This is a genomic window from Helicobacter typhlonius (genome assembly GCF_001460635.1).
GTDB lineage: Bacteria > Campylobacterota > Campylobacteria > Campylobacterales > Helicobacteraceae > Helicobacter_C > Helicobacter_C typhlonius.
Genome location: NZ_LN907858.1, coordinates 1,667,276 through 1,692,186 on the forward strand (window position 1 = coordinate 1,667,276; position 24,911 = coordinate 1,692,186).

Annotated in this window: 25 protein-coding genes; 11 read left to right on the plus strand and 14 right to left on the minus strand. The window is 39.7% G+C overall.

The features are described 5' to 3' along the window. Nucleotides 1–59: 59 nt before the first annotated feature. The 6 genes from BN2458_RS08295 to BN2458_RS08320 all read right to left on the minus strand — a co-directional run bounded on the left by BN2458_RS08295 (nt 60) and on the right by BN2458_RS08320 (nt 5,702). The gene (locus BN2458_RS08295) at nt 60–401 is read right to left on the minus strand and encodes a branched-chain amino acid transporter permease (protein ID WP_034327848.1); all 342 of its coding nucleotides are present in this window, start codon (nt 399–401) and stop codon (nt 60–62) included. A 62-nt stretch (nt 402–463) separates the two neighbouring features. After that, nucleotides 464–1,156 carry an AzlC family ABC transporter permease gene (locus BN2458_RS08300; protein WP_034327815.1) on the minus strand — a complete coding sequence of 231 codons (693 nt, stop codon included), beginning with the start codon at nt 1,154–1,156 and terminating at the stop codon, nt 464–466. Continuing rightward, on the minus strand, nt 1,156–2,850 hold the full coding sequence (gene argS, locus BN2458_RS08305; protein ID WP_034343786.1) for an arginine--tRNA ligase: 1,695 nt from the start codon (nt 2,848–2,850) through the stop codon (nt 1,156–1,158). Before argS ends, BN2458_RS08300 begins: the two co-directional genes overlap by 1 nt. After that, complete coding sequence (locus tag BN2458_RS08310) at nt 2,850–3,095, minus strand: twin-arginine translocase TatA/TatE family subunit (protein WP_034327809.1); 246 nt, start codon at nt 3,093–3,095, stop codon at nt 2,850–2,852. Before BN2458_RS08310 ends, argS begins: the two co-directional genes overlap by 1 nt. A gap of 58 nt (nt 3,096–3,153) precedes the next feature. Beyond that, entirely contained in the window at nt 3,154–3,762 is a 609-nt protein-coding gene (gmk, locus tag BN2458_RS08315; protein WP_034327808.1) for a guanylate kinase, read from the minus strand. After that, a complete protein-coding gene (locus BN2458_RS08320; RefSeq protein WP_058122091.1) occupies nt 3,759–5,702 on the minus strand; it encodes a midas domain-containing protein in 1,944 nt (647 codons plus the stop codon). Before BN2458_RS08320 ends, gmk begins: the two co-directional genes overlap by 4 nt. 79 nt (nt 5,703–5,781) lie before the next feature. On the opposite strand from BN2458_RS08320, the gene BN2458_RS08325 reads away from it, so the two are divergent. Then, nucleotides 5,782–6,327 (plus strand): phospholipase D-like domain-containing protein, encoded by a 546-nt coding sequence (locus tag BN2458_RS08325; protein ID WP_034343782.1) that lies wholly within the window; start codon nt 5,782–5,784, stop codon nt 6,325–6,327. A gap of 83 nt (nt 6,328–6,410) precedes the next feature. On the opposite strand, the gene BN2458_RS08330 is transcribed toward BN2458_RS08325, so the two are convergent. The 3 genes from BN2458_RS08330 to glmU are packed head-to-tail and all read right to left on the minus strand — an operon-like array spanning nt 6,411 to nt 8,356. Further along, nucleotides 6,411–6,773: a hypothetical protein gene (locus BN2458_RS08330; RefSeq protein ID WP_034327631.1), complete on the minus strand. Its 363-nt coding sequence runs from the start codon at nt 6,771–6,773 to the stop codon at nt 6,411–6,413. Then, nucleotides 6,773–6,976, minus strand: a complete 204-nt coding sequence (gene thiS / locus BN2458_RS08335) for a sulfur carrier protein ThiS (RefSeq protein ID WP_034327629.1) — start codon at nt 6,974–6,976, stop codon at nt 6,773–6,775. Before thiS ends, BN2458_RS08330 begins: the two co-directional genes overlap by 1 nt. Further along, the gene (gene glmU / locus BN2458_RS08340) at nt 6,977–8,356 is read right to left on the minus strand and encodes a bifunctional UDP-N-acetylglucosamine diphosphorylase/glucosamine-1-phosphate N-acetyltransferase GlmU (RefSeq protein ID WP_034327628.1); all 1,380 of its coding nucleotides are present in this window, start codon (nt 8,354–8,356) and stop codon (nt 6,977–6,979) included. A 194-nt stretch (nt 8,357–8,550) separates the two neighbouring features. Between glmU and fliP the strand changes: the two genes are divergently transcribed. Continuing rightward, entirely contained in the window at nt 8,551–9,258 is a 708-nt protein-coding gene (gene fliP / locus BN2458_RS08345; protein WP_034327641.1) for a flagellar type III secretion system pore protein FliP, read from the plus strand. Nucleotides 9,259–9,279: 21 nt separating this feature from the next. Then, nucleotides 9,280–10,500 carry a tRNA (uridine(54)-C5)-methyltransferase TrmA gene (locus tag BN2458_RS08350; RefSeq protein WP_034343781.1) on the plus strand — a complete coding sequence of 407 codons (1,221 nt, stop codon included), beginning with the start codon at nt 9,280–9,282 and terminating at the stop codon, nt 10,498–10,500. 108 nt (nt 10,501–10,608) lie between these two features. On the opposite strand, the gene BN2458_RS08355 is transcribed toward BN2458_RS08350, so the two are convergent. After that, on the minus strand, nt 10,609–11,004 hold the full coding sequence (locus BN2458_RS08355) for an META domain-containing protein (RefSeq protein WP_034327625.1): 396 nt from the start codon (nt 11,002–11,004) through the stop codon (nt 10,609–10,611). A 15-nt stretch (nt 11,005–11,019) separates the two neighbouring features. Continuing rightward, nucleotides 11,020–14,670 carry a DNA polymerase III subunit alpha gene (gene dnaE, locus BN2458_RS08360; RefSeq protein WP_034343779.1) on the minus strand — a complete coding sequence of 1,217 codons (3,651 nt, stop codon included), beginning with the start codon at nt 14,668–14,670 and terminating at the stop codon, nt 11,020–11,022. Nucleotides 14,671–14,826: 156 nt separating this feature from the next. Between dnaE and BN2458_RS08365 the strand changes: the two genes are divergently transcribed. Continuing rightward, nucleotides 14,827–16,230, plus strand: a complete 1,404-nt coding sequence (locus BN2458_RS08365) for an ankyrin repeat domain-containing protein (RefSeq protein ID WP_052082215.1) — start codon at nt 14,827–14,829, stop codon at nt 16,228–16,230. Here the strand turns inward: BN2458_RS08365 and BN2458_RS10770 are convergent. Next, nucleotides 16,227–16,382, minus strand: a complete 156-nt coding sequence (locus BN2458_RS10770; RefSeq protein WP_422652288.1) for a hypothetical protein — start codon at nt 16,380–16,382, stop codon at nt 16,227–16,229. The two genes, BN2458_RS08365 and BN2458_RS10770, sit on opposite strands and share 4 nt — an antisense overlap. 90 nt (nt 16,383–16,472) lie before the next feature. Between BN2458_RS10770 and mqnE the strand changes: the two genes are divergently transcribed. From mqnE to BN2458_RS10185, 7 genes are all read left to right on the plus strand, one after another. Next, nucleotides 16,473–17,561 (plus strand): aminofutalosine synthase MqnE, encoded by a 1,089-nt coding sequence (mqnE, locus tag BN2458_RS08370; protein WP_034343777.1) that lies wholly within the window; start codon nt 16,473–16,475, stop codon nt 17,559–17,561. Continuing rightward, nucleotides 17,562–20,024 (plus strand): heavy metal translocating P-type ATPase, encoded by a 2,463-nt coding sequence (locus BN2458_RS08375; protein ID WP_034343776.1) that lies wholly within the window; start codon nt 17,562–17,564, stop codon nt 20,022–20,024. A 132-nt stretch (nt 20,025–20,156) separates the two neighbouring features. Beyond that, nucleotides 20,157–21,269, plus strand: a complete 1,113-nt coding sequence (locus tag BN2458_RS08380) for a Cj0069 family protein (RefSeq protein WP_034327617.1) — start codon at nt 20,157–20,159, stop codon at nt 21,267–21,269. Between the two features lie 46 nt (nt 21,270–21,315). Further along, entirely contained in the window at nt 21,316–21,597 is a 282-nt protein-coding gene (locus tag BN2458_RS10020) for a hypothetical protein (protein ID WP_138109499.1), read from the plus strand. Next, nucleotides 21,516–22,514 (plus strand): UDP-3-O-(3-hydroxymyristoyl)glucosamine N-acyltransferase, encoded by a 999-nt coding sequence (gene lpxD / locus BN2458_RS08385; protein ID WP_034327616.1) that lies wholly within the window; start codon nt 21,516–21,518, stop codon nt 22,512–22,514. Before BN2458_RS10020 ends, lpxD begins: the two co-directional genes overlap by 82 nt. Nucleotides 22,515–22,608: 94 nt before the next feature. Further along, nucleotides 22,609–22,773: a hypothetical protein gene (locus tag BN2458_RS10180; protein WP_197631360.1), complete on the plus strand. Its 165-nt coding sequence runs from the start codon at nt 22,609–22,611 to the stop codon at nt 22,771–22,773. Nucleotides 22,774–22,775: 2 nt separating this feature from the next. Next, nucleotides 22,776–23,024, plus strand: a complete 249-nt coding sequence (locus BN2458_RS10185; protein WP_197631361.1) for a methylated-DNA--[protein]-cysteine S-methyltransferase — start codon at nt 22,776–22,778, stop codon at nt 23,022–23,024. Nucleotides 23,025–23,223: 199 nt separating this feature from the next. On the opposite strand, the gene BN2458_RS08395 is transcribed toward BN2458_RS10185, so the two are convergent. Further along, entirely contained in the window at nt 23,224–24,723 is a 1,500-nt protein-coding gene (locus BN2458_RS08395) for an ArsB/NhaD family transporter (protein WP_052082214.1), read from the minus strand. After that, the gene (locus tag BN2458_RS10025) at nt 24,724–24,876 is read right to left on the minus strand and encodes a hypothetical protein (RefSeq protein ID WP_156407291.1); all 153 of its coding nucleotides are present in this window, start codon (nt 24,874–24,876) and stop codon (nt 24,724–24,726) included. Between the last annotated feature and the right edge of the window lie 35 nt (nt 24,877–24,911).

The following is a 24,911-nucleotide window of genomic DNA, read 5'->3' on the forward strand; positions in this document are numbered from 1 at the left end:
CTAAAAAGTCCGCTAAGATTATAAAAAACAGCAATAACATTCAGACTTTTTATAATTACCTACAACCACGACCCCACAATATTGCTCTGCACGAGAAACATATAACAAATAGTCCCACAAATCACACTAAGCACGGCAATTTTAAAGCACAAATGTATTGACACCACCACAGCCACCGCTATAAGCTCATTTAACCCATAAGGTGCATTGGCTAAATCCACGCCCTTGAGGCAATATACAATCAACATAGCAATTATGGCACTTGGTAAAACTTTGCCCAAAAATATGATAAAAGGCGGGGTGGATTTCGCAAACAGCATAAAAGGCAAGAATCTGCTAAGCAAAGTGTTGAAGCTAATAAGCGCGACAATGGCGATTGAGTGCAAGAAATCAGGATTCAAAAAAACTCCTCAAACGGCAAAATATACTTGAAATATGGGCTTTCAATACAATAAGGCATAAATTATTGAGTTTCAAAACTTCTCCTTTTAAAGCTCAGGGCTATGCAAATACCAAGTAGCGCGGGGAGCAAAAACTGCTCTGCACCAAAAATATAAAGACTTATGAGGCTTATGATAATGCCAAGCAGTGCCGATGTGCGCATAGATTTGTTGCGCCACTGCTCGATAAAAATTACAATAAAAATAGCACTCATCACAAAATCTAGCCCCTGTGGCTCAAACTGAAGTTTTCCTCCTAGCAGTGCGCCAAGAGTGCAGCCCACAATCCAATAGCTTTGATTTAAAAATGAGATAAAAAAATCAAACCACTGCTTATCCACACCCTCCTTTGGACTTTTGAGATTAAGCAAGGCTAAGGTCTCATCAGTCAGCGAGTAAATCATATAATAGGATTTTTTGCCCATATGCTTAAATCGCTCAAGCATACTAATACCATAGAAAATTTGTCGTGCATTTATCATAGAGACAAGTAGGAAGCTCTCCCATAGCCCAGCCCCACTCGCCATAAGCCCCACAGCGATAAATTGCGTTGTGCCTCCATAAATTACTATTGCCATTACTGCCGCCCATAGTGCGCCATAGCCGGACTTAGCAAGCAAAATCCCAAATGCACCGCCCATAAAAACATAGCCGAGTATAATGGGAATTGTGTGTGGAAAAGCGTCTTTGAGAGCAGAGAGTATATGTGGGGGCATTACATTCTTGTCTGTGCTTTGATACCAAGGAGCAATAGCCCAAGCGTGAGGCTGTGGCTCACCACTTTCAACACATAAAGATAACTATCTTGCTGCTCGGTCTGCAAAATCTTATGCGCATTATAGAATCCGTGCAAACTCGCGGCAAGATTCTTTAAATACTCACATATTTTTTGAATCTCTCTATCGCGAAAGCTTATCTCTGCAATATTTGGAAGACATAAAGATTCAAATAAAAGTGTCTTTGCGTCATCATTTAGCTCGAGTTTATCCTGCGTGATATGCAAATCCTGCATTGACACACCAGCTTTGTCAAAAATCGTATGGATTCTAGCATTTGCGTAATTGATATAATAAATTGGATTGCTCGAATCTTGTTTTTTTAGCGCATCGACATCAAATTCAAGATGAGTATCCGCCCTTTTGGTCAAAAATATAAAACGCAACGCGTCCGCGCCAATATCATCAACCACATCTTTCATAAGGATAAAATTTCCCGCGCGCTTACTCATCTTGTATGGCTCACCGCCTTTAAGAAGACTTACCATTTGGGATAATAGCACCTCAAGGGCAGTTTCATCATAGCCTAAAAAGTGAATCGCCGCCTTCACGCGCGGAATATACCCGTGATGGTCTGCACCCCAAATATTGATATAGTGCTTAAACCCTCTGCTAAACTTATCCGCGTGATAGATAATATCACCAGCAAGATAGGTTGGCTCACCATTTTCGCGCACAATCACGCGGTCTTTCTCATCTCCTTGTTGCGTGGAGGCAATCCATATCTTGCCCTCATTTTCATATATGCCATTATGGGCTTTGAGAGATTCTAAAGTCTTGCTCCAGCGCGTATATAGAGCCTTTTCGCTCACAAAATTATCAAAAGTTATACCAACTTGCGCAAGATTTGCTTTAATCTCATCAAGCATTGCATTTTTACCATACTCTGCAAGACGCGCGATGACATCTGTATCGTCTGCAGATTCTGAATCTTTGCTATTTGCACACGATATAAAAATCTCACGCCCAAAGTGCTTTTCGCATTCCTTTGCCAAATCAATAATATACTCGCCTTTATAGTAGCTCTCCGGATAGATAACCTGCTCTTTAAGGATATGTTCGCGCCCGGCGAGTAAAATAGATAACCCAAGCATTTGAATCTGCGCACCCGCATCGTTTATGTAGTATTCTGTGTAAATCTCATAGCCCAAGAATCTCCCCACACGAGCAAGTGCATCGCCATAAACTGCGCCTCGTGCGTGTCCTATGTGAAGCGGACCCGTGGGATTTGCACTCACAAACTCAAGTAAAATACTTTGTTTTTTTGCTCTTTGTGATATATTTGTAACTTGATGAGAATCTAATGTATTTTTCATATATAATTGGGCTTGTTCGTGCAAAAATGCACTAGATAGACTAAGATTCACAAAACCATTTTGTGCTTCCACCCTATCAAACGCTGCGCAAGTAGCAAGACTTTGCGCTAATTCTTTAGCAATTAGCATAGGATTTGTTCTTTTTATCTTAGCAAGACTAAAGGCAAGTGGCGTGGCAAGATGTCCTAAATCCTTATTCTTTGGCTTCTCTAGCACAATAGAAAAGCTCAATTCATTACTCTTTTTATCATTTACTTGTGCCTCACTTGATCCTACATCACACACCCCTGCAAGCAGGGCTTTAATATGGCTATACATTAAGCCTCTTGCTTGGTAGTATCTTTTGCGGTATTTTGCTCAGTTTGTGTTTGTTTAATCTGCGTAGGATTTTGCTCGGTTTGTGCGTTTTGTGCGCTCTCTTCATCATCATCTTTGACCGCTTTTTTGAAATTTTTTATTCCGCTGCCTAAGCCTTTAGCAAGTTCTGGGATTTTTTTTGCGCCAAAAAGAAGCACAACAATGAGTAAAATAATGACTAATTGCGTAATGCTGGGTGGTGTCATAGAATCTCCTTTGTGAAAAATAGCGACATTATACCAAAGTCAAAGTTAAATATAAGATTTAGCTCTGCCATTTACGGATTATCTCGCTAAATCGCTCGATTTGCTGGTATTTAAGCGAACGCGCAATAGCGATAATCGCCTCTTTTGCGCTCTCAATATCATCATTAATGAGCACATAATCAAAATATTGCAAATGTTGCATTTCGCTATATGCCTTTTCAAGGCGGTATTCAATCATCTGCATATCATCGCTTCCCCGCGCGACAAGCCTATCTTTTAGAATCTCCTTTGTCTTTGTGGTGATAAAAATAGACTTTGCAAAATCGCCAAAATGCGCTTTAATGCTTTGATGTCCTTGCACATCAACATCAAAAAGCACGATTTTATCCTCGCTTAGTGCTTTCTCTACCGGTTTAAGCGAAGTGCCATAAAAATTTGTATGCACCTCTGCCCATTCCAAAAAAACATTTTGTTTAATATCTTGCAAGAACTGCTCCCTATCCACGAAGTGATAATGCACTCCCTCAATCTCGCCCTCACGCTTTTTACGCGTGGTGGTGGAAATAGAAAAATAAACATCAGGGACAGATTCTTTTAAAGCCTTTGTAAGTGTGCTTTTACCACAACCGCTAGGACCCGAGATAATCAGCACCGCACCCTTACTCATTTGCTCTTATCCTTAAAGCTAATATTAATTGTTACCTCAAGCCCATCAAGCATAGATTTCAAATTATCATTACGCAAATTCGCAATACTGCTTTGAACGGAACTTGCGATAATATTTTTCACAAATTCTTGGGAAGTGCTGGTTTCTTGTGAATCTTGTGAGATAGATTCTATATGTGCAGATTCTACAGAATCTAAATCCATAGAATCTTCCGCGCCTTGTGAGTTTTCTAGGACATCGTCCATTTCTTGCGTATCTTCGCCCAAATCCGGTATATCCTCGCCTAAGGCTTGGGCTATTTCAGGCTCTTTGAGTGCGCTAAAGTCATCATCGCCGCCACCCATACTCGGCTCCTCAAGAGCATTAAGCGCTTGGCTTACCTCACTCACTTGCTCTTCATCAAACACGGATTTACTCACATCATCTTCTAGCGAGAGCTTTTCTTCATCATCAAACAAATCCTCTCCAGATAAATCCGCCTCATCTTGCGTGCTTTCATCTAAGCTTGCATCAAGACTTACATCTACATCTTCAGTAGATTCACTTGATTTATCATCTTCTGCTGTGGCTTCATCTGTAATAGAATCCTCTGCCACATCTGCGCCTAATTCCTCATCGCCTAATATATCTGCACTCTCTGCTTCTAAAGATTCTAAATCCCCGCTTGAATCTATAGATTCTGCAGATTCACCATCCAATCCACCTAAATCATCTGGGAATTCTAAATCTACATCTAAACCATCGTCTGCACTCTCTGTATCTACGCCAACATCTAAATCATCAAGACTTACATCTACATCTTCAGTAGATTCACTTGATTTATCATCTTCTGCTGTGGCTTCATCTGTAATAGAATCCTCTGCCACATCTGCGCCTAATTCCTCATCGCCTAATATATCATCGTTTGTTTTGTCCTCTATGCTTATATCTGTATTGGCTTTCTCCGCTTTTTGTGCTTCTTTTTTGCATAATTCATCTAAATTGCCAAAATCAAGCTCAACATCTAAACCTGCATCGGTATCCGCAGATTCTAAATCCGCCTCATCTTGCGTGCTTTCATCTAAGCTTGCATCAAGACTTACATCTACATCTTCAGTAGATTCACTTGATTTATCATCTTCTGCTGTGGCTTCATCTGTAATAGAATCCTCTGCCACATCTGCGCCTAATTCCTCATCGCCTAATATATCTGCACTCTCTGCTTCTAAAGATTCTAAATCCCCGCTTGAATCTATAGATTCTGCAGATTCACCATCCAATCCACCTAAATCATCTGGGAATTCTAAATCTACATCTAAACCATCGTCTGCACTCTCTGTATCTACGCCAACATCTAAATCATCAAGACTTACATCTACATCTTCAGTAGATTCACTTGATTTATCATCTTCTGCTGTGGCTTCATCTGTAATAGAATCCTCTGCCACATCTGCGCCTAATTCCTCATCGCCTAATATATCATCGTTTGTTTTGTCCTCTATGCTTATATCTGTCTTTGTCGGCTCATCAAGTGAATCTTCCTCGGCAAGGAGCGAATCAATCTTGTCTAGGCTATCATCAAGATTATCAAGGCTTATATCCTCTCCAGCAAGCAGATCACTCTCCTCGTCTGCGATATGCGCATTTTTCTTTAATTGCTCGGTAAAAATATCTAAAATACTCGTTGGTAAAAATGGCTTTTGTATATAGTCGTCAAAGCCCTCAATGCGCTTAGTTCCCTTATTGTAGATAAGACATTTATGCTTGTCTTTAAGGCTATCAATGTAAGTTTGCTCATCTAACAACAAACAATCATCATCAATAATCACATAATCATATTGTGTCAAATCCCCCATTTTGCTTGATTCGGTAATGCTTGTAATCTTTGCTCCCGCCTTTTTGGCTGTGATTTCAACGAGCTTTTGGACAATTTGATTAGTATTAATCAGCAAAAATTTCATTAGGAACTCCCGCGCTTTATTGCTTTTTTATAATAGAATCCTAAAATTATAGCCAAATCGATACTATAAAAGGAATAAAATGAGGCAAAAATTAACAAAATTGCTTACCTCTTGCGTTTTTGTGTGGATTTGTGGGCTTAGTGCCTTTGGAGCAGATAGTTTTTATATGCTACCCTACGAGCAGGACAAGGCACTTAACGCGCTCAAAAATGCTTTGCAAAACGCGCAAAGTGAGATAAAAATCAGCATTTATAGCTTCACGCATAATGACATTGCTAAAATTTTGCGGGATAGTGCCAAAAGGGGTGTGCAAGTCCATATCATCTACGATAAGGAAAGTAATGCCAACAACAAATCTTCTACAATCGGCTACCTTGCCAAATACAACAACATCTCGGTGTGCCTCCTTAGCGGTGTGCGCGCAAAGGGTAAAAAGCATTTTGGCATTATGCACCAAAAAATGGCAATTATCGATAGAGATACGCTTATCATCGGCTCGGCAAATTGGAGCAAAAATGCTTTCGAAAATAATTTTGAAACGCTACTCATAAGTCACGACAAGGCATTTATCACAAAAGCCTTGCAGGGTTATGACAAAATGATGAATGCTTGTGTGGGATTCTAAAATATTAGTTGTAGAATCGTGCCAAATATAAGCAGGGGCTACTTTCCAATCCTGCACACCAAACCCACATAAATGAGATATTTTCACTTGAGTAAAAGCTTATCGCTAAAGCTTTTTATGCCCTTTTCAAACACATTTATGCCACTATCAAAGGGCGAGGAAGAAAGCTGCAAATGGCATTGCATACACGCATTAAGCATAGTATGGTCTTTGGCTATTTTGGGAGCTTGGATTTTTTTCATATCGTGGCAGGCAAAGCAGTCCGCGCCACACGCACCCATATCAATTTGCGCCATTTTCTCATCAGTGTGGCAAGTCTTGCAAACCGCCATAGGGCTATGTCGGCTGTCTTTTGTATAATCAAGCTTTTGATGACAAGCTTTGCAATCCCCTGTGCAGGCAAAAACCCCTATACATAAAACGCACACAACCGCCAAAAAACGCATCAACCGCCACCTACAAAATCTAAAATCTCAACCTCATCACCATTTTGCAATACATAGCTTTCCCACAATGGCTTTTTTATCACCTGCGTATTAATTGCTATCGCCATTGCCTTATGCGCTATACCCAAATGCTCAATGAGTGCTAAAAGTGTGCAATTTGCGACTAACTCATAATCCTTGCCATTCAGCAAAATCTTACTCATTTAAGAATCCTTTTTACCAAAAAATTTAAAAAATCCATTGGGTATGTGCTTTTGTGGGACGCGTGAAAGCACCAAATCGCCCTCATTGACATCTTTTGTAATCGTGCTTCCCGCACCAATAAGCACATTGGAGGCGATTTTCACAGGCGCGACAAGCTGCACATCGCTACCTACAAAGACATTTTTACCAATAATACTCTTATGTTTGCCCTTGCCATCATAGTTGCAAGTAATAAATCCTGCGCCAATATTGCTTCCAGATTCTACTTCACAATCCCCCAAATAGCTCAAATGCCCGGCTTTCACACCATTAAGCACGCTTGCCTTTGTTTCAACAAAATTACCAATATGCGTATCCTTAATACGACTTTTTGGGCGGATATGCGCCAAAGGTCCTACATCACTTGATTCTATAATGCTTGATTCTATAATGCTATGGGCTTTAATATGTGAATCTTTAATCTCGCATTCCCCACTTATTTGCACACCTTGTTCGATAATGCACTCGCCCAAAAAACGCACAGCAGATTCTATATAAATCGTATGTGGCAGGTGCATAATCACACCCTGCTCCATTGCCGCCTCTCTCAAGCGATGAAGCATTACCTCTTGCGCGGCGGCGAGTTGAGACTTGGAATTTACCCCCATAAATTCCTCTTCATTCACTTGCAAAGCCTTTATCTCCACATTATCCTGCGTGGCAAAAGAAATCACATCGGTGAGGTAAAACTCCTTTTGCGCGTTTGTGTTCTCTAGTCGTTGAAGGTAATCCTGCAAAATGTTCTTTTTGATTTTATACACACCAGCATTGACATCTTGTATAAGTAATTCCTGCGCACTTGCGTCCTTTTGCTCGATAATTTTTTGCATTTTGCCCTCTTTTATAAGCACCCGCCCATAGCCATTTGGGCAAGATAAATGCAATATACTCATTACAATAGGTGCATTTGGCTCACATAGATTCTTAAGCGTTTGAGCGCGCACAAGGGGCATATCGCCATTAAGGATAAGAATCTCATCGTATTTACAGGTAAAAAGCTGCTTTGGGCTAGATTTGCGCGAAGATTCTAAATCTCTGCCCTTTACAAGATTTGCACCCTGCATAAGCGCACCACCCGTGCCGGGAAAATTTTCACAATCTTGGATATGAAAATGCAATACACCATTTTTGTGCGAATCTCCATAATGTTTAAGCACCCTATCCTTGATTAAATCCTTTTGGTGAAAAAGCACGATATGTACATCATCACTTAACTCCAACGCCTCATCAATGCTATAAAAAAGCATCTCCTTACCACAGATTCTATGAAGCACTTTTGGTGTTTGCGACTTCATACGCGTTCCAGCTCCGGCTGCGAGAATCACCACTGATACACTCATTATCTTTCCTTAGAAATAAATTTGCCTTATTTTATGTAATTTTAACACACAAAAATTTATAATCCCTCTCTTTAAATACTCATAATGAATGTGGAGCGAATGTGAAGAGACTTTTATGGATTTTTGTATGCCTTGCGTGTGTGTGCGCTCAAGCCGATACACCAGCTTCCCCGGTGCTTCCCGAGCTATCACAAATCGCACCCGCGCAGCTCCCACCAAGTAACCCTGTTTTGCCCTCTGTGGATTTATCTCTCACCGCACCTCAAGAGCCTACCGAGCTTGTAGCTACTCTCAACATTGTCCTTATCATCACATTGCTTGTGATTGCGCCCTCGCTCATACTCGTGATGACAAGCTTCACGCGCATTATCATTGTCTTTGCTTTCTTACGCACCGCGCTTGGCACACAGCAGTCCCCACCCACGCAGATTCTCGTAAGCCTTGCACTCATTCTTACATTTTTTATTATGGAACCGGTGGTAAGTAAAAGCTATGAGGTTGGCATTAAACCTTATAGTGAGAAGCAAATCTCCTATGATGAAGCATTTGAACGAGCTATCGTGCCCTTTAAGGACTTTATGATTAAAAACACGCGTGAGAAAGATTTAGCCCTATTCTTTAGAATCCGCCACCTTGAAAATCCTAAAAGCGTAGATGATGTGCCACTGAGTGTGCTTATACCCGCTTTTATGATTAGTGAGCTTAAAACCGCGTTTTGGATTGGATTCTTGCTATATCTGCCATTTTTAGTAATTGATATGGTGATTAGCTCCGTGCTTATGGCAATGGGTATGATGATGCTCCCACCGGTAATGATTTCACTCCCATTTAAAGTGCTTGTCTTTGTGCTTATAGACGGGTGGAATCTCCTCGTTGGCAATCTCGTGCAGGGCTTTAAGTAGCTTAGATTCTAAAGTTTGTGTATGGAGTGTCGCTATTTTGGAATCTGCGGGGGTTGTGATAATTTTACTCAAAGCTACACAGAGCAGCTTCAAGGCAAATATAAGCGCACCTTAGAAGAATTTGAACCATTTTTAGAATCTGCCAACACCAATGGCAATATTGAAGTATTTTTATCACCAGAGAGTGGCTTTAGGGCGCGGAGCGAAATGCGCTTTTTTTATGAGGGCAGCAACCTAAGCTTTGCTATGATGAACGCCTCGCAAGCCCCACATAAAGTGCCAATCAATACCTGCACAATTTTACGCCCCATCTTACAGAATCTTATGCCACTTTTATGTGAATTTATCAATACAAAAGAAATGCTCAAGTCAAAAATTTATGCGTGTAATTTGCTGTGTGGTTTTTCAAATGCAACCCAGATAGGGCAGATTATCAATGCACACAACATAAATGGCACAAGCGAGGAAGTCATTATCACATTGATTTATCACAAACATTTAGATGCAGTGTGGGAAAAAAATGCACGCGAGCTACAAAGCGCGCTTACAAACGCGCTCAATACGCCCATACACATTATTGGACGCAGTAAAAATCAAGCCTTGATTCTAGGGGAAAGCGCAATTTGTGAATCTATAAGCCTCTGCAACAATACACATAATCTTTTGTATTTAAAGCAGGAGGGGGCTTTTAGCCAACCAAATCCCTTTATAAATATTAAAATGCTCGAATTTGTCGCAACCTCTTTGCAAAGCCTCTATCCTCACACGCGTTACGATGCTTTGGAGCTGTATTGCGGGAGCGGAAATTTCACGCTTATCCTTGCTGCATACTTTCACAAAGTCCTTGCCACCGAAGTGGTAAAGTCGGCTATTAAGCAGCTTCAAGTCAATATGGCACAAAATCATATTTCAAACATTTATCCCTCTAGGCTTAATGCGCACGAGACTTTACAGGCTCTGCGCAGGGAGAGGGCATTTTTTCGTTTAAAAGATATTGATTTGGATAGTTTTTGCTTTGATTGTGTGCTTATCGACCCACCTCGTAGCGGTGTGAATGATGTGGAGATTTTGACATTTTTGCGAGACTTTAGCACGATTATTTATATTTCGTGCAATCCCACCACACTTTTAAGTGATATGCAGATTCTATGCAAGACACATAGAATCTTCCGCTTTGGGCTTTTCGACCAATTCCCTTACACATCTCATAGGGAGTGCATAGTAATTTTGAGAAAAAATTAGAATATTTCTATTTTGATACGCAATGTGTGAATCTAAGCTTTTGTAGCGAGATTTTAAATCTCATTCAAAACCTCACGCAACAACATCTTGCCTTGAAAATCCTAAGCATTATCGGCTAAAAACTGCCCGCACTCCGCCTTTTTGCAAAATAAGTTCATTATGACTTGCGCTCATTTGACTTGTGCCATCGTTCAATACCTTGATGAGGCTATCCTCCACTGCCATACTCTCATTAGCGCACATCATACGCGTCATTCCAGCTTTAGAGAATTGTATCGCATTCCCACTTGATGTATAACTCGCAAAAAATTGATTACACCCAGCATTACCACTTACTTTACCATTTTCAAAACTCACAAACGCACCGCTTTCACTCGCACTCACATTGATTTGTCTGCCATTATTACTAAGCGTTTGCAAATACCAAGTGCCTGAAATATCCACATTCTGCGCATTTCCACAGCCTATCATAAATAAACCTAAAAGCCAAAAATATTTTTTCATTACAACTCCTTTTTTCTATTCGCACCATTCAAGTTCATTCAATGTATGTTTAATACTCGAATGCACCTTAAGATTGCTCACAAAAGTATAACCAAAATTATCGCTCTTAATTCTTAAATGCAGCTCACGCTCACCCCTAACATTTTGCGAATGTTCCTTGATTCTATCCAAAATGCCACTTGCCACACAGCTTGAATCCAGCACAAGGCATAAAGGCGTGCAGGTATCAATTTCAGTAGGCTTCATATCAATGGGGACAATCTCTTCCTCTTCTATATTCGAGGCTTTAAATTCTACGCGCATCTTTTCTTTTGCTGCTTCTTCGAGTGTAAAAATTTTTAAGATTCTAAAACTTGAGCTTTCTTCCCTTTCCTCTATTTTACATTTTAATGCTAAAGGTTCTTGCAAATCAAGATTTTCAAGTGTTTCAAGGTGTTTTTCAAATACCGTTATTTCAACTTTCCCACCATAATCTAAGAAGTCGATTGTGCCAAAAGGTTTGCCACTTTTTTTGCTAATCCTACGCTTAATATTCAATATTTTTCCCACAAGCATACAAGTAGAATCTACCTTTAATTCTTCCAAATCCATACTCTTAGCCATACCCTTAATCTTTTGTATCTGTTCCTTAAAGTCATCAAGAGGATGTCCCGATATATAGATTCCCATACATTCATACTCATAATCAAGCAAAGTGCGTATATCATATTCACCTTTATGAGTGATAGGCAAATATATATTAATCTCTACTTCACCCTCACCAAAGAGTGAGTTATGCACCATCTCTTGCGCTTTAGTTTTTTCTCGCCCTTTATCACAGAGTATATCTATATATTCAAGCATACTTTTACGCGAGTAGCCTAGATTATCCAATCCTCCGGATTTAATAAGTGGCTCTAAAGAACGTTTTGTGAGCTTAGAAAAATCTACTCTCGCGATGAAATCTTCCAAACTCTTGTATGCACCATTTTTTTCACGCTCTTGTATGATATTTTCAATAGGTGCATCGCCTAGCCCTTTAATGGCGCTTAGTCCAAAAATGATTTTTTTCACTCCATCAAATTCACCCACACCAAAATTGTTTTCAGAGATATTTACATGTGGAGGCACAATCTCAATACCAAGAGATTTTACCTCATCAATGTATTTTGCTATAGATTCTATTTTATTTGTCTCACTTGTGAGCATAGCTGCCATAAATTCGTGCTCATAATATGTTTTTAAAAATGCGGTTTGATAGGTAATCATTCCATAGGCTGCAGCGTGAGATTTATTGAATCCATAGCCGGCAAACTTCACAATAAGTTCCCATAAATCCTCTGCTTTAGCGCGATTATAGCCTTGTTTTTGCGCGCCATCAGCAAATTCCTTTTTTAATCTCAACATTTCATCAAGCTTCTTTTTTCCCATAGCACGGCGCACTAAATCTGCTCCGCCAAGAGAGAATCCACCAATAGTTTGCACAATCTGCATTACTTGCTCTTGATAGACAATCACGCCATAAGTGGGCTTTAAAATCGGCTCTAGCGCGTCTATGAGATATTCAATTTTTACTAATCCGTGCTTACGAGCGATAAAATCATCAATAAGATCCATAGGTCCGGGACGATAGAGGGAAATCATTGCCACCACATCTTCAAAATTGCTTGGTTTGAGCCTTTTTGCTATTGCCTGCATACCTTCAGATTCTATTTGGAATAATCCGAGCGTATTGCCACTTTGGATTGTTTCATAGACTTTGTAATCGTCCATTTCCATTGTGCTAAAGTCAATTTCTTTTTCGTATCGCTTTTTAATAAGATTAATTGCATCATCAATTACAGTGAGCGTTTTAAGTCCTAAAAAGTCAAATTTAATTAAATCCACAGGCTCAAGCCAATTCATAGAATACTGCGTAGCGACACCATTCATTTTATCATTTGTATAAAGAGGGACTTTGTGCCATAGCTCTTCTTGGGAATCTATTACAATAGCTGCAGCGTGTGTGCCGGCATTGCGTTTTAATCCTTCAAGCAACAAGGCATAATCCCATACTTGTTTTGCTAAAGGACTTTTCTCTACAAGTTCTTTAATCCTCGACTCTTTTTCCCACGCACCATCTTTTTCTTTACCATCTTTACCTATGTGTTTTGTAAGGGTGATACCAAGCTCTGCTGGGATAAGTTTTGCAAAAGCATCGGCATCATTATAGGGCATATTAAGCACACGTGCGACATCTCGTATCACACCTTTTGCAAGGAGCGAACCAAAGGTAATAACTTGTGCGACATTAAACTTGCCATAAGTATTTGCTACATATTCTATCATCTCGCCGCGTCTGCGTTGGCAAAAATCCATATCAATATCGGGCATACTTACCCGCTCGGGATTCAAAAATCGCTCAAAAAGTAAATCATATTTAAGCGGGTCAATATTTGTAATCTTAAGTGAATACGCTACGAGACTGCCTGCTGCTGAACCACGTCCGGGTCCCACGGGGATATTATTTTGTTTTGCAAAATTGACAAAATCCCACACAATGAGCATATAGCCGGGAAATTTCATTGAATTAATCACTTCTATCTCGTGTTCTAGACGTTTTTTATACATAGGGTGAGATTCTGTGGGGATATGTTTAAGTCGCTCCTCTAGCCCTTGACGACATTTAAAGGCGAAATACACTGCATCATCAATAGATTCTAAAGAGCAATTAAGAATCTGTGGCAAATTTTCTTTGAGTGCATAATTTGTGGTATGTTTAAAAGTAGGAGGGGTTGCTGGAGTATTTTTTAATAGTATCTCACCTGTATGTTTGTTTTTAATCTCAATATTTTTCAAATCTAAATCAAGTCGGCATTTTTGCGCAATTTCTTGCGTATTTTCTAGCACTTCAGGCACATCACAAAAGAGCTTTTGCATCTCCTGCGGGGATTTAACATAAAATTCTTTAACTGAATGTTTTAGTCTATCTTTGTCGTTAAATGTTTTACCCATTGCCACACACATTGCTACTTCTTGCGCACTTGCATCTTCTTGCAAAGAATAATGCGTATCATTTGTCGCAATCACTTTAATATCAAGCTCTCTGCCAAGCTTTAGAATCTGCTCATCAATGAAAAGCTGGTCGTTAATGCCGTGTCGCATAAGCTCAAGGTAAAAATCTTCACCAAAAATATCTTTGTATTCTAATGCTACTTCTTTGGCTACTTCATAACCTTTTGCTCCAAATCGCACATTGCGTTGATTGCTGATATTAAGCTGCCAATTTATCTCGCCTTGCAAACAAGCTGAAGAGCAAACAAGCCCTTCACTCCTCTCTCTTAGTAAAGCTTTGTTAATACGAGGATAGTAATAAAATCCCTCAATAAAAGATTGTGAGGAGAGATACATTAGATTCTTATAGCCTATTTCATTTTTGGCAAAGAGGCAGAGATGGAATCGCTGTTTGATTGTTTTATCACCGAGTGTATCGCCATTATGCAGATAGGCTTCCATACCGATAATGGGATTAAGCCCCTCTTCTTTCATACTTACATAAAAATCAAGCGCACCAAACATATTGCCGTGGTCAGTAATCGCAACAGATTCCATACCTAATTCACGAATGCGTTTAGCTAGGAATTTAATTTTATTTGCGCCATCAAGTAAGGAGTATTCGGTATGAAGATGAAGATGTGTAAAGCTCATAAGTATGCCCTTTGAATGTAATATTCATTTTATTAAAAGTAAGTGAAATTATAAAATAAACTCCATTAGAAACACTTAAAATGGGAAAGATTCTTTATTTTAACATTAAATTTCATAGTTTATAATCTTGCTATACTTTATGGAAGAGATAGATTAATGAGGGTTTGGTATATTTTTGTCTTTGTGTGGATTTTGCCTTTGGGGGTAAATGCAAAAGATGAGCCTAGAAAGCACCCGTTGGCAGTTTTTGCAAATTGTGATGAAGTGTGCTTTGATAACGCACTCAATGATGACTTAACGCTTAAAGATGATATAGAGCCGATAAAAGCACCAAGTTTTGATTGCACAAAAGCTCACAATGCCATAGAACAAATGATTTGCAAAGACAAAGAGCTTGCTATGCTTGATGCGCTTATGGCACAACGTTATAAATATGTCAAAGATTATATCCCCACACTTGTTGAAAGTAATTCACAACTTCAAGCAATAGGGCAAAAAGAGCTTAAAAATATGCTTTTATCAATGCAACGCGATTGGCTTAAAACTTTACAAAGTTGTCAGAATCTCCCTTCTAATAAGGCTCGCCTTTGTGTGAGAGAACTCCTTGCTCTCAGAGTGCTTTCTCTCGCTATATTTCCTTATGATAGATTTTACCCAGACACTCTAGGAGAACTTGATGATTTTAATAATATGGGTATATCATATTTTAATAATGCGTGGGATTTTATGACATATCTAAGCTTAAACTATGGTTGTCATAATGCTTTGTCAGTGCTCATTACAAATCAAACAGAGGCAAATAAGCCACTTGTTTATTATACATGGGAAAGATTTGAGCCAATGGATGATGAGGGCATGAAAAGTTATTTTTATGAGGATGTTTCCCAAGAGCAAAGTTCTTTAAGAATGACATTTTCTAATGAATTGAGTTTGCAATATCTCCTTGATAAAGGGGCAAAGGTAGCATTTGAAGATGTGCAAGAATTTTTGAGTTACTTTTTAAAGGCTTTTCCAAATAAGGCACAAAATCAAAGAATCTTTATGCGTTTATACAAACCAATCCGAGAGGATATTACTTCAGAGCAGTTTTATACACTTGTGCGAAAAATTGCACTAGATAATACTGCTGATAAAGGATTTGAAAGAGTATCCTATGAATTATTGCCTATCATCTTAAAGGATAAGGGGGAAGATATTGATTTAAATGCTAAAGATGAAAATGGTAATACACTAATGCACCATATTGCATATAATGCAACCTACGGAAGCAATATGAGTGTATTTCATATTCTTAAAGATTTTGGTGTAGATGTGAATGCGAAAAATAAAAATGGTGATACGCCCTTGCATATATTGACACAAAAAGGCAACCCTTATCTCATCGCTCAACTTTTGGCACTCGGAGGGGATTCTTCAGTGCGCAATAATGAAGGATTAATACCATTGCAGGTAGAAATATTTTCTAGAAATTATTATCGTGAAGTGCTTAAGCTTTTATGTGAGCAACAGGCAAAAGAGGAGACAAAAATACAAGAGTGTATCGCGCAACATCTAAATTAAGACTTAAAGAGGGAGCTAAGCGCGTCTATACCTGTTTTTTCAGCTGGGGTATTTTCATTTTCAAGTGGCTTAGATTCTGTAATTTCTTGGAGTTCAATATCGCATTCACATAACATACTTGCAAGACGTATATTTACACCATTTTTACCAATATCTTATTGTAAAAGAGTTTCTAAGATTGCATATTATACAATCGCGCTTTTACATAATAAAAGAATTGAATACAATTTGGGGAGCAAGATATGGCAAAAGATTTACTACAAAAAGCCTTAGAGCGCGATGAGCTAAGCGCAGAGGAGCTAAGCAGGCTTTATGATTATGATATTTTTACTCTAGCAGAGGCGGCACAAAGCATACGCACAAATCTCTATGGAAAAAAGGTATTTTTTAACAACAATCGTCATATTAATCCAAGCAATATTTGCGCCGATGTCTGCAAGTTCTGCGCCTTTTCAGCCTCACGCAAAAATCCAAATCCCTATTCTATGAGCATTGATGAGATTCTCACCCACGCGCAAACTGCCTACAACAATGGCGCAAAGGAGATTCATATCGTCTCCAGTCATAATCCAGATTATACTTATGATTGGTATTTTACGCTTTTTAGAGAGATTAAAAAGGCTCTTCCGCAAGTGCATTTAAAGGCACTTACTGCCGCGGAGGTAGATTATATTGATAGAATCTCACATAAGGGCTACCAAAAAGTGCTTGAAGATATGGTGCAAGTGGGCGTAGATTCTATGCCCGGAGGCGGTGCTGAAATTTTTGATGAAGAGGTGCGCGCTTTTATCTGCAAGGGCAAGGTAAGTTCCAAAAGATGGCTTGAGATTCACACATATTGGCACAGCCTCGGCAAAATGAGTAATGCCACAATGCTTTTTGGGCATACCGAGCAAAGAAAACATAGAATCGACCATATGCTGCGTTTGCGCGAAGCTCAAAGCCCAGATGATAAGGTAGCAAACAAGCATGGGGGATTCAATGCCTTTATTCCGCTTTTGTATCAAAAGGAGAATAACTTTTTAAACATTACAGATTTTCCTACCGGGCAGGAGATTCTAAAAACTATAAGCATAGCGAGAATCTTGCTCCATAATATCCCACATATCAAAGCATATTGGGCGACTTTGGGACTTAATCTCGCCATTGTAGCGCAGGATTTTGGTGCAGATGATATGGACGGGACAATCCAAATAGAATCAATCCAATCTGCTGCTGGAGCAAAAAGCAAAGGCGGTTTAAGCAAAGAAGAGCTTGTGAGCCAGATTAAAGACGCAGGATTTATTGCCATAGAGCGAGATTCTTTATACAATGAACTAGCAGAGTGCTAAATGCGTTGCTCCCATTGTCAGCTTGAATACGATGCGGGTGCACTTTATACGCGCTGTGATAAAAATGGCAAGGAATTGCATTTTTGTTGTAATGGCTGCGAAAGCGTGTATTTTTTACTCCAAGATTCTCAACTTGATAGCTTTTATGACAAACTCACTAAGCCCCTCTCTCCGCCCACACAAGAGGTGCAAAAAAACGATTTAATGCGCTTTGATAGTGAGGCTTTTACGCAAAAATATGTTAAGAGCGTGAAAAAAGATGATATGGAGCTTAGCGAAGTGCATTTCATTATCAGCGGGATTCACTGCGCAGCGTGTATTTGGCTCAATGAAAAAATGCTTCTTAATGCAGAGGGTGTAGAAAGTGTAGCAATTAATTACACCAACAACAAAGCTACAATTATATGGGATAAAAGCAAACTTGCCCTAAGCGAGATTATCGCGCTCATTCGCTCAATTGGCTATGACGCATATGTGTATGATAGCAGGATTCAAGAAAGTGCGGATAAAGCACAGATGAAAGAATATTATATCCGCGTCATTGTCGCGCTTTTTTGCACGATGAATATTATGTGGGTGGCAATCGCACAATATAGCGGATATTTTCTAGGCATACAAGAAGACGCAAAAGATATACTCAATCTTGCCTCCTTTGTCCTCTGCACTCCTGCACTCTTTTATTCTGGCTGGGTATTTTATCGCTCAAGCTATTATGGACTTAAAAATGGCTTTATTGGTATGGATTTGCTCGTAGCAGTTGGCTCTACGCTTACTTATGGCTATTCTATTTATGCTGCACTTACGCGCAGTGGCGAGACTTATTTTGAATCTGTGAGTATGATTATTACCTTCGTGCTTATTGGCAAATTCCTTGAAGTGCGTGCGCGAAAAAATGCTGGAGACAGCCTTGATAAGCTTAATCATCTTTTGCCTACAAGCGTAATGATAGTTGAAGATTCTGGAGCAACGCGTGAGGTTACACCCGAAGAAGTGCAAGTAGGAGATAAAATCTTAGTTCGCGCTGGAGAAAAAATCGCTGTTGATGGTGTGCTTTACTCTCAAAATGCACTTTTTGATACCAAAGCCATAAGTGGAGAATCTTTGCCTTTAGAAATAAGCAAAGGTGGTGAAGTGCTTTCTGGCTATGTGAATCTTAATCATCAAATTTTTTATACTGCAAGCAAAGCGTTTTCACAAAGCCTAATGAGCCATATTATCACCCTTGTAAGCTCCTCGCTCAATCATCGCCCACAGATTCAAAATCTTGCCAATAGTCTTTCGCAATATTTTTCACGTGTTATTTTAAGCATTGCCCTACTCTGCTTTTTAGGGTGGTATTTTATAGGTGATGTAGGAAGCGAAAAGGCATTGATGATAGCCATATCTGTGATTATTATCGCTTGTCCTTGTGCATTAGCTCTTGCTACTCCAATCGCCTCTGTGGTGGGGATTGGAGAATCTTATAAGCATAATGTGCTTTTTAGAGAGGCGAGATTCCTAGAAAGTCTTGCAAAGGCAAAACTTGTGGTATTTGATAAAACAGGCACTTTAACGCTTGGAGAACCAAAAGTGCAAAAATGCCATTTGAATGGGGTGTATGACAAAATGCTGCTTTTGGAATTTGTGCGCTTAAGTAAGCACCCTGTGGCAGAAGGTATCGCGCAGTTTTTAGAATCAAATAAAGATTTGGCATCTCAAACACAGCACTTTACTTTAGAGCATTTTACGCAATATGATGCCAAAGGCATTAGCGCGGTAGATTCCCAATCTCGACTTTTTGGTGGGAATCTCGCCTTTCTCGCGCAAAATGGATTTGATATTCCCATTTTGAATCTTGGCGGAGGTATGATTTTTGGCTATGGGATTCAAAAAGGGGATAAATGCGTGTTATGCGAGGTTTTTGAACTCTATGATGAGCCAAAACCATTTGCGAGGGAACTCATAGAATCTCTGCGCAAAAAGGGTGTGGAGAGCGTCTTGCTTAGTGGCGATAGGGAACAAAGTGTGAAAGAAATAAGCGCAAAGTGTGGCATTACACAGGCTTTTTACACTCTATCTCCCTTACAAAAGGCAGAGTGGATAGAATCCTATAAACAAAATCACCCAAAAGATGTGCTCGTAATGGTGGGTGATGGGATTAATGACGCCCCGGCATTAAGTAAAAGTGATGTGGCTATTTCTATGGGCGCAGGGAGTGATATTGCGATTTTGAGTAGCGATGTAGTGATTCTTGATGATAAATTAAGCACATTGTGTAATGCCTTTGGCATAGCACATAGCACTTTTGGCACGATTAAACAAAATATTATGCTTAGCATTGGCTATAACGCCCTTAGTGTGCCATTGGCTGTGGCAGGACTTGTAATACCGCTTTTTGCGGCATTGTCGATGAGTCTTAGCTCGCTCATTGTGGTGCTCAACTCTATGCGACTAAAGAGATTTAAGGGTGTAGATTCACATTAAAATCCTATCGCATAAAAATGGGTAGATTCTAACTAAGCAATGTAAAAATTATATAAGAATTAAAAAATTGAGCGAATCTTATGAAAGTTTAAAGTAATATGTTGTGTTTTTAAATTTTCACAAGGAGGACTTATGAAAAAACATGTTGTGTTTTTTGAGGCAGTAGGCGGTAGCGACAAAGGCAGAGATGGACACAGAAAAGACACTGTGCCAATGATGGATTATCTCAAAAAGCTTGGCTGGAATGCAGAAGTCGTGTTTTTCACAGATGAGATTCTAAAAGATGAGGCAAAAAAGAATGAAATCTATGAATATGTGAAAAAGTCCGCTGATGCGTATGTTTCACGCGTAAATCCGGGGAATCTCAAAGAGGAGAAACTCTATTTTGATGTGTTGCGCGAACTTTGTGCTAATGGCGTGATTGGTATGCCTCACCCTGATGCGATGATTGGCTATGGTGCGAAAGATGCTTTGACAAAACTCCGCAATACAGAGCTTGTGCCAACAGACACTTTGGCGTATTATGACCCAAGTGAAGCGGCAAGAATTGGCGTGAAATGGGAAGCAGGTGGCGAGCACGACTTCAAAAAGAATTTCCCTAAAACACTTGCAAAAGGTGAGCGCGTTTTGAAACAAAATCGTGGTTCAACAGGTGAGGGGATTTGGCGTGTGCAGATTAAAGATGGTAGCTATGGTAAAGTGAGCGAATTGCCACTTGATACGATTATCCGCTGCACAGAAGCGGTGGATAATCACGTAGAAGAGCATAAGCTTGGCGAGTTTATGGATTTTTGTGAGAAATACCTCAAGGGCGATAATGGTATGCTCGTAGATATGACATTCTTGCCTCGTATTAAAGAAGGTGAGATTAGAATCCTTATGCTTTACAAAGACCCTATTTATGTCGTGCATAAAAAACCAGCTGAAGGCGCGGACGCGTTCTCTGCGACACTCTTTAGCGGTGCGAAATATCGCTATGACAAACCAGAGCAATGGAGCACCTTAGTGGATTACTTCCTTTCAAATCTCCCAGAGATTAAAACTAAACTTGGCAACTATGACTTGCCTTTGATTTGGACAGCAGACTTTATCCTTGATACTGATGCAAATGGTAAGGATAAGTATGTTTTGGGTGAGATTAACTGCTCTTGCGTGGGCTTTACTTCTCCTGCAGAATTTTTGGATAAAACCGCGCGCCGCGTGGCAAATACGATTATCAACATCGTAGAAGATGCGAAGTCATAATCGCCTCTTTTTTCTACTTTCTCATTTCTTGGGCGAGATTCTATAAATGGAATCTCACTTGGGAAGCACTTTTAAGGTAGCAGATTCTATTAAGAATCTGCTCCAATTACTCCACATAAATATACAAAAAACAAGCAATTTTGTGCCATTTTTCCTACACTCTATCATTTCAAAATCTATCCCACAAATAAATATGCTATCATTGCGCCGTTCATATGAGCGCGTATCTCACTCTAAAGGTATCCTATGCTACTCTCCACCGCCATTTCTCACGCTTTTAAAGACTATATCGCCCTGCAAAATGCCATTACACACGACTTCGAGCTAAGCGGTATCGCCCCTTTAGAATCCGCCACCCCCACGCAAGTAAGCTATATAGACCAAGACAAATACATTGTGTCTCTTGCAGATTCTAAAGCCGGAGCAGTGCTTATCCGCGCAAGTCTAGCCGACAAAGTCCCTTCTCACATACAACCCCTTATTGTTGAGAATCCTCATCTTGCTTTTGCCCTACTCTCACAGCTTTTTAGCCAAGATGGCTTCTCGCTCACTCACCGCGAGCCACGCGCTACAAACGCACAAATAGGCGAGAATGTCGTTATAGGCGAGAATGTCAGCATTGGGGAGAATTGCATCATCTATCCAAATGTTGTTATAGGCGAGAATGTCAGCATTGGGGAGAATTGTATCATCTATCCAAATGTCGTTATCTATCGCGATACACTCATTGGCAATCGTGTGCGAATCCACGCCGGAAGTGTGATAGGCTGCGATGGCTTTGGCTACGCACATACAAATGATGGCAAACATATCAAAATCGAACATAACGGGCGCGTTGTGATAGAAGATGATGTGGAAATTGGGGCAAACAACACGATTGATAGGGCGGTTTTTGGCGAGACACTTATCAAAAAAGGTGCAAAAATCGATAATCTCGTGCAAATCGGGCATAACTGCATAGTTGGCGAACATAGCATTCTTGTATCGCAAGTAGGATTGGCTGGTTCTACAACCACAGGTAGAAATGTCGTTATGGGTGGGCAGGCAGGCACAGGAGGGCATATACATATCGGCGACTTCGTGCAGGTGGCTGGTAGAGGCGCAGTAGGTAAGAATCTTCCTCCCAAAACCAAATGGGGCGGACATCCGCTTATGGAGCTTGATGAGTGGATGAAGTTTTTTGTCTCTCTGCGCAGAATGGTAAAAAACAAAAATCAAAAGACAGATTCAAAACAAAAAGAATAACGCACCCTTATCTTTTGAATCTTGTATTTTGTAGTAAGAATTTTTACGCTTTATAACATCACAAATATATAAATCTTTGTTACAAGGTTTAGATATGACTTACACAAAATATTATAACATTCCACTAGGCACAATGATAGGGGCGAGTGATAGAAAATCTCTCTTTGGCTTGTGGTTTGAAGGACAAAAATACATTGCCCCCATTCAAGAAGCACAACAAAAAGAATTGCCTGTTTTCAAGCAACAAAGCAATGGCTAGAAATGTATTTTGCTGCGAAGAATCCGCCCTTTACCCCGCCTTTATTACTGCAAGGCAGCGATTTCCGCAAAAATGTGTGGAAAATTTTGCTTAAGATTCCCTTTGGAGAGACAAAGACTTACAAAGAGATTACAGAGCAAATCGCACGCCAAAGGGGCATTTCTAAGATGTCGGCACAAGCTGTTGGCAATGCAGGGCATAATCCTATCTCCCTCATTATTCCTTGCCACCCAAGTGATAGGAAGCGATAAAAGTCTCACAGGCTATGCTGGGAGGGGCTAAATCGCAAGATGTGGTTATTAGAGCTAGAAAAAGCAATGTGTTGAAACTACAAAATGAAGAATATTTCACAGATAAGCCTAAGCGATTTGCAGGGGTGAGATAGTTTATATCCCACTTATATTTCACTAGCACTAGGGCTTGAATCTTGTGCGAAGATTCTGTAATACCTTATGCGAAATACTCCCAACAAATCAAGCCACAAAGCCCCAAAAGCAAAAGGGGCAAAGTGATGAGAAATGCCGCCACCATATAGCGCAAGAAACCTAGTTGGATTCCATACGCTTTTAATCGAGAGAGCCATAAAAGTGTGGCAAGTGAGCCAATGGGCGTGAGCTTTGCGCCGATATTGCAACCGAGCAAATGTGCAAAAATAAGGGCGTTAAAAGTTTCTAATTGCATCCTCAAATCAGCAAGGGCAAGATTGCCGAGCATTACCATAGGCAAATTATTCATCACACTACTACCTATGCTACTTGCAAACCCCAAACATAGAATCTGCACCTGCTTAGAAAAAGAGGCAAAAAGAGGGAGGGCTTCTGTGAGAAAGCTTAAGATTCCGCCATTTTTGAGCCCATACACAACGATAAAAAGCCCAAGCGAGAAAAACACGATGCCAAATGGAGCGTCTTTGAGACTTGCAAAAAACTGCATTTTTCTTAAGATTTTTCCATAAACAATAGCTAAAAAAGCACAAATAAATGTAAAGAAATAAAGGGGCAAATGAAGTTTATGTGCGTAAAAAATACCAAACAAAAGCACCAATAAGAGACTAAAACAAAAAAGTATGCTGCCGCACGAAAATGTGCTTTTGGTGGGCGCAAAATGAAGCATTTTAGGCAAGAATCTTTTAAGCACAAACCAAAACGACAAAGCCCCCATTATCACAAATATTTGGGGTAAAAGCATAAGCCAAGTAAAGTGCGTAGATTCTAAGCCAAAAAATTGCGCTGTGATGATGTTTGTGAGATTGGAGATAACAAAAATATTAGAGGCAAAATCGCTCACAAAACTCACAAGGAGCAAAAAGAAAATAAGCGGTGTAAAAAATGAGGCACAATTCAAAGAATGCTCGCCTTGATACAAATGCGAGGCAGAAAAAAGCGCGAGAACTAAGGGTGTTAAAATAAGAATTGCGCCATCGTTGGCAAAAAATGCACTTAAAAATGTGCTAAAAAGAATGAGAAAAATATAGAATTTTGCAGTAGAGACTTTGAGAATCTTTGGTGTATTTGTGGTGTGTGAATGAATGTGCGGATTTAGATTCTGCAAAATTTGTGCTTTGTTTTGCGAGGTGAGATTTTGCGTGTTTATATGTGAGGCATTAAGAATCTGCGCACTTTCATTTTGTATTTGTGTATTGAGATGATTGAGCGCATTTTGCATTTGCTCTTTTTTAGGTTCTTTTTGTGCCAAGATTCCTATAATGAGCGAGGAAAGATAGGTGAAAAAGCCAATTTTTTCAAGCGCAAGAGTGAGTAAAATAAGCCCCACGAGTGTGAGTGTGCTCTCCTCTACCATTGCCCACACACGCAACATATCTTCTACACTCACAAGCCCTAGCACAAAAGCAGCCAATGCCCCAAGTGTGCTAAAGACCCACAAGGGCAAATTAAAAGGACGCCAATAGATAAAAAACATAGTGAGGGCAAAGAGGAAAAATATCATCATTTAACCACCTTGAGATTCTATAAATTTTTGAGAATCTAGCCGAGTGTGCGAGTTGCATAAAATGCTAAATCTTGTCTCCATTACAGCAAAAATGTAAGAAAATGCGATACAAATTGTGTTGATAGAATCTTGATACATTCCTTGATAAATCATCTCCGCTCCTCACGCTAAAATAAAATGTATTATTC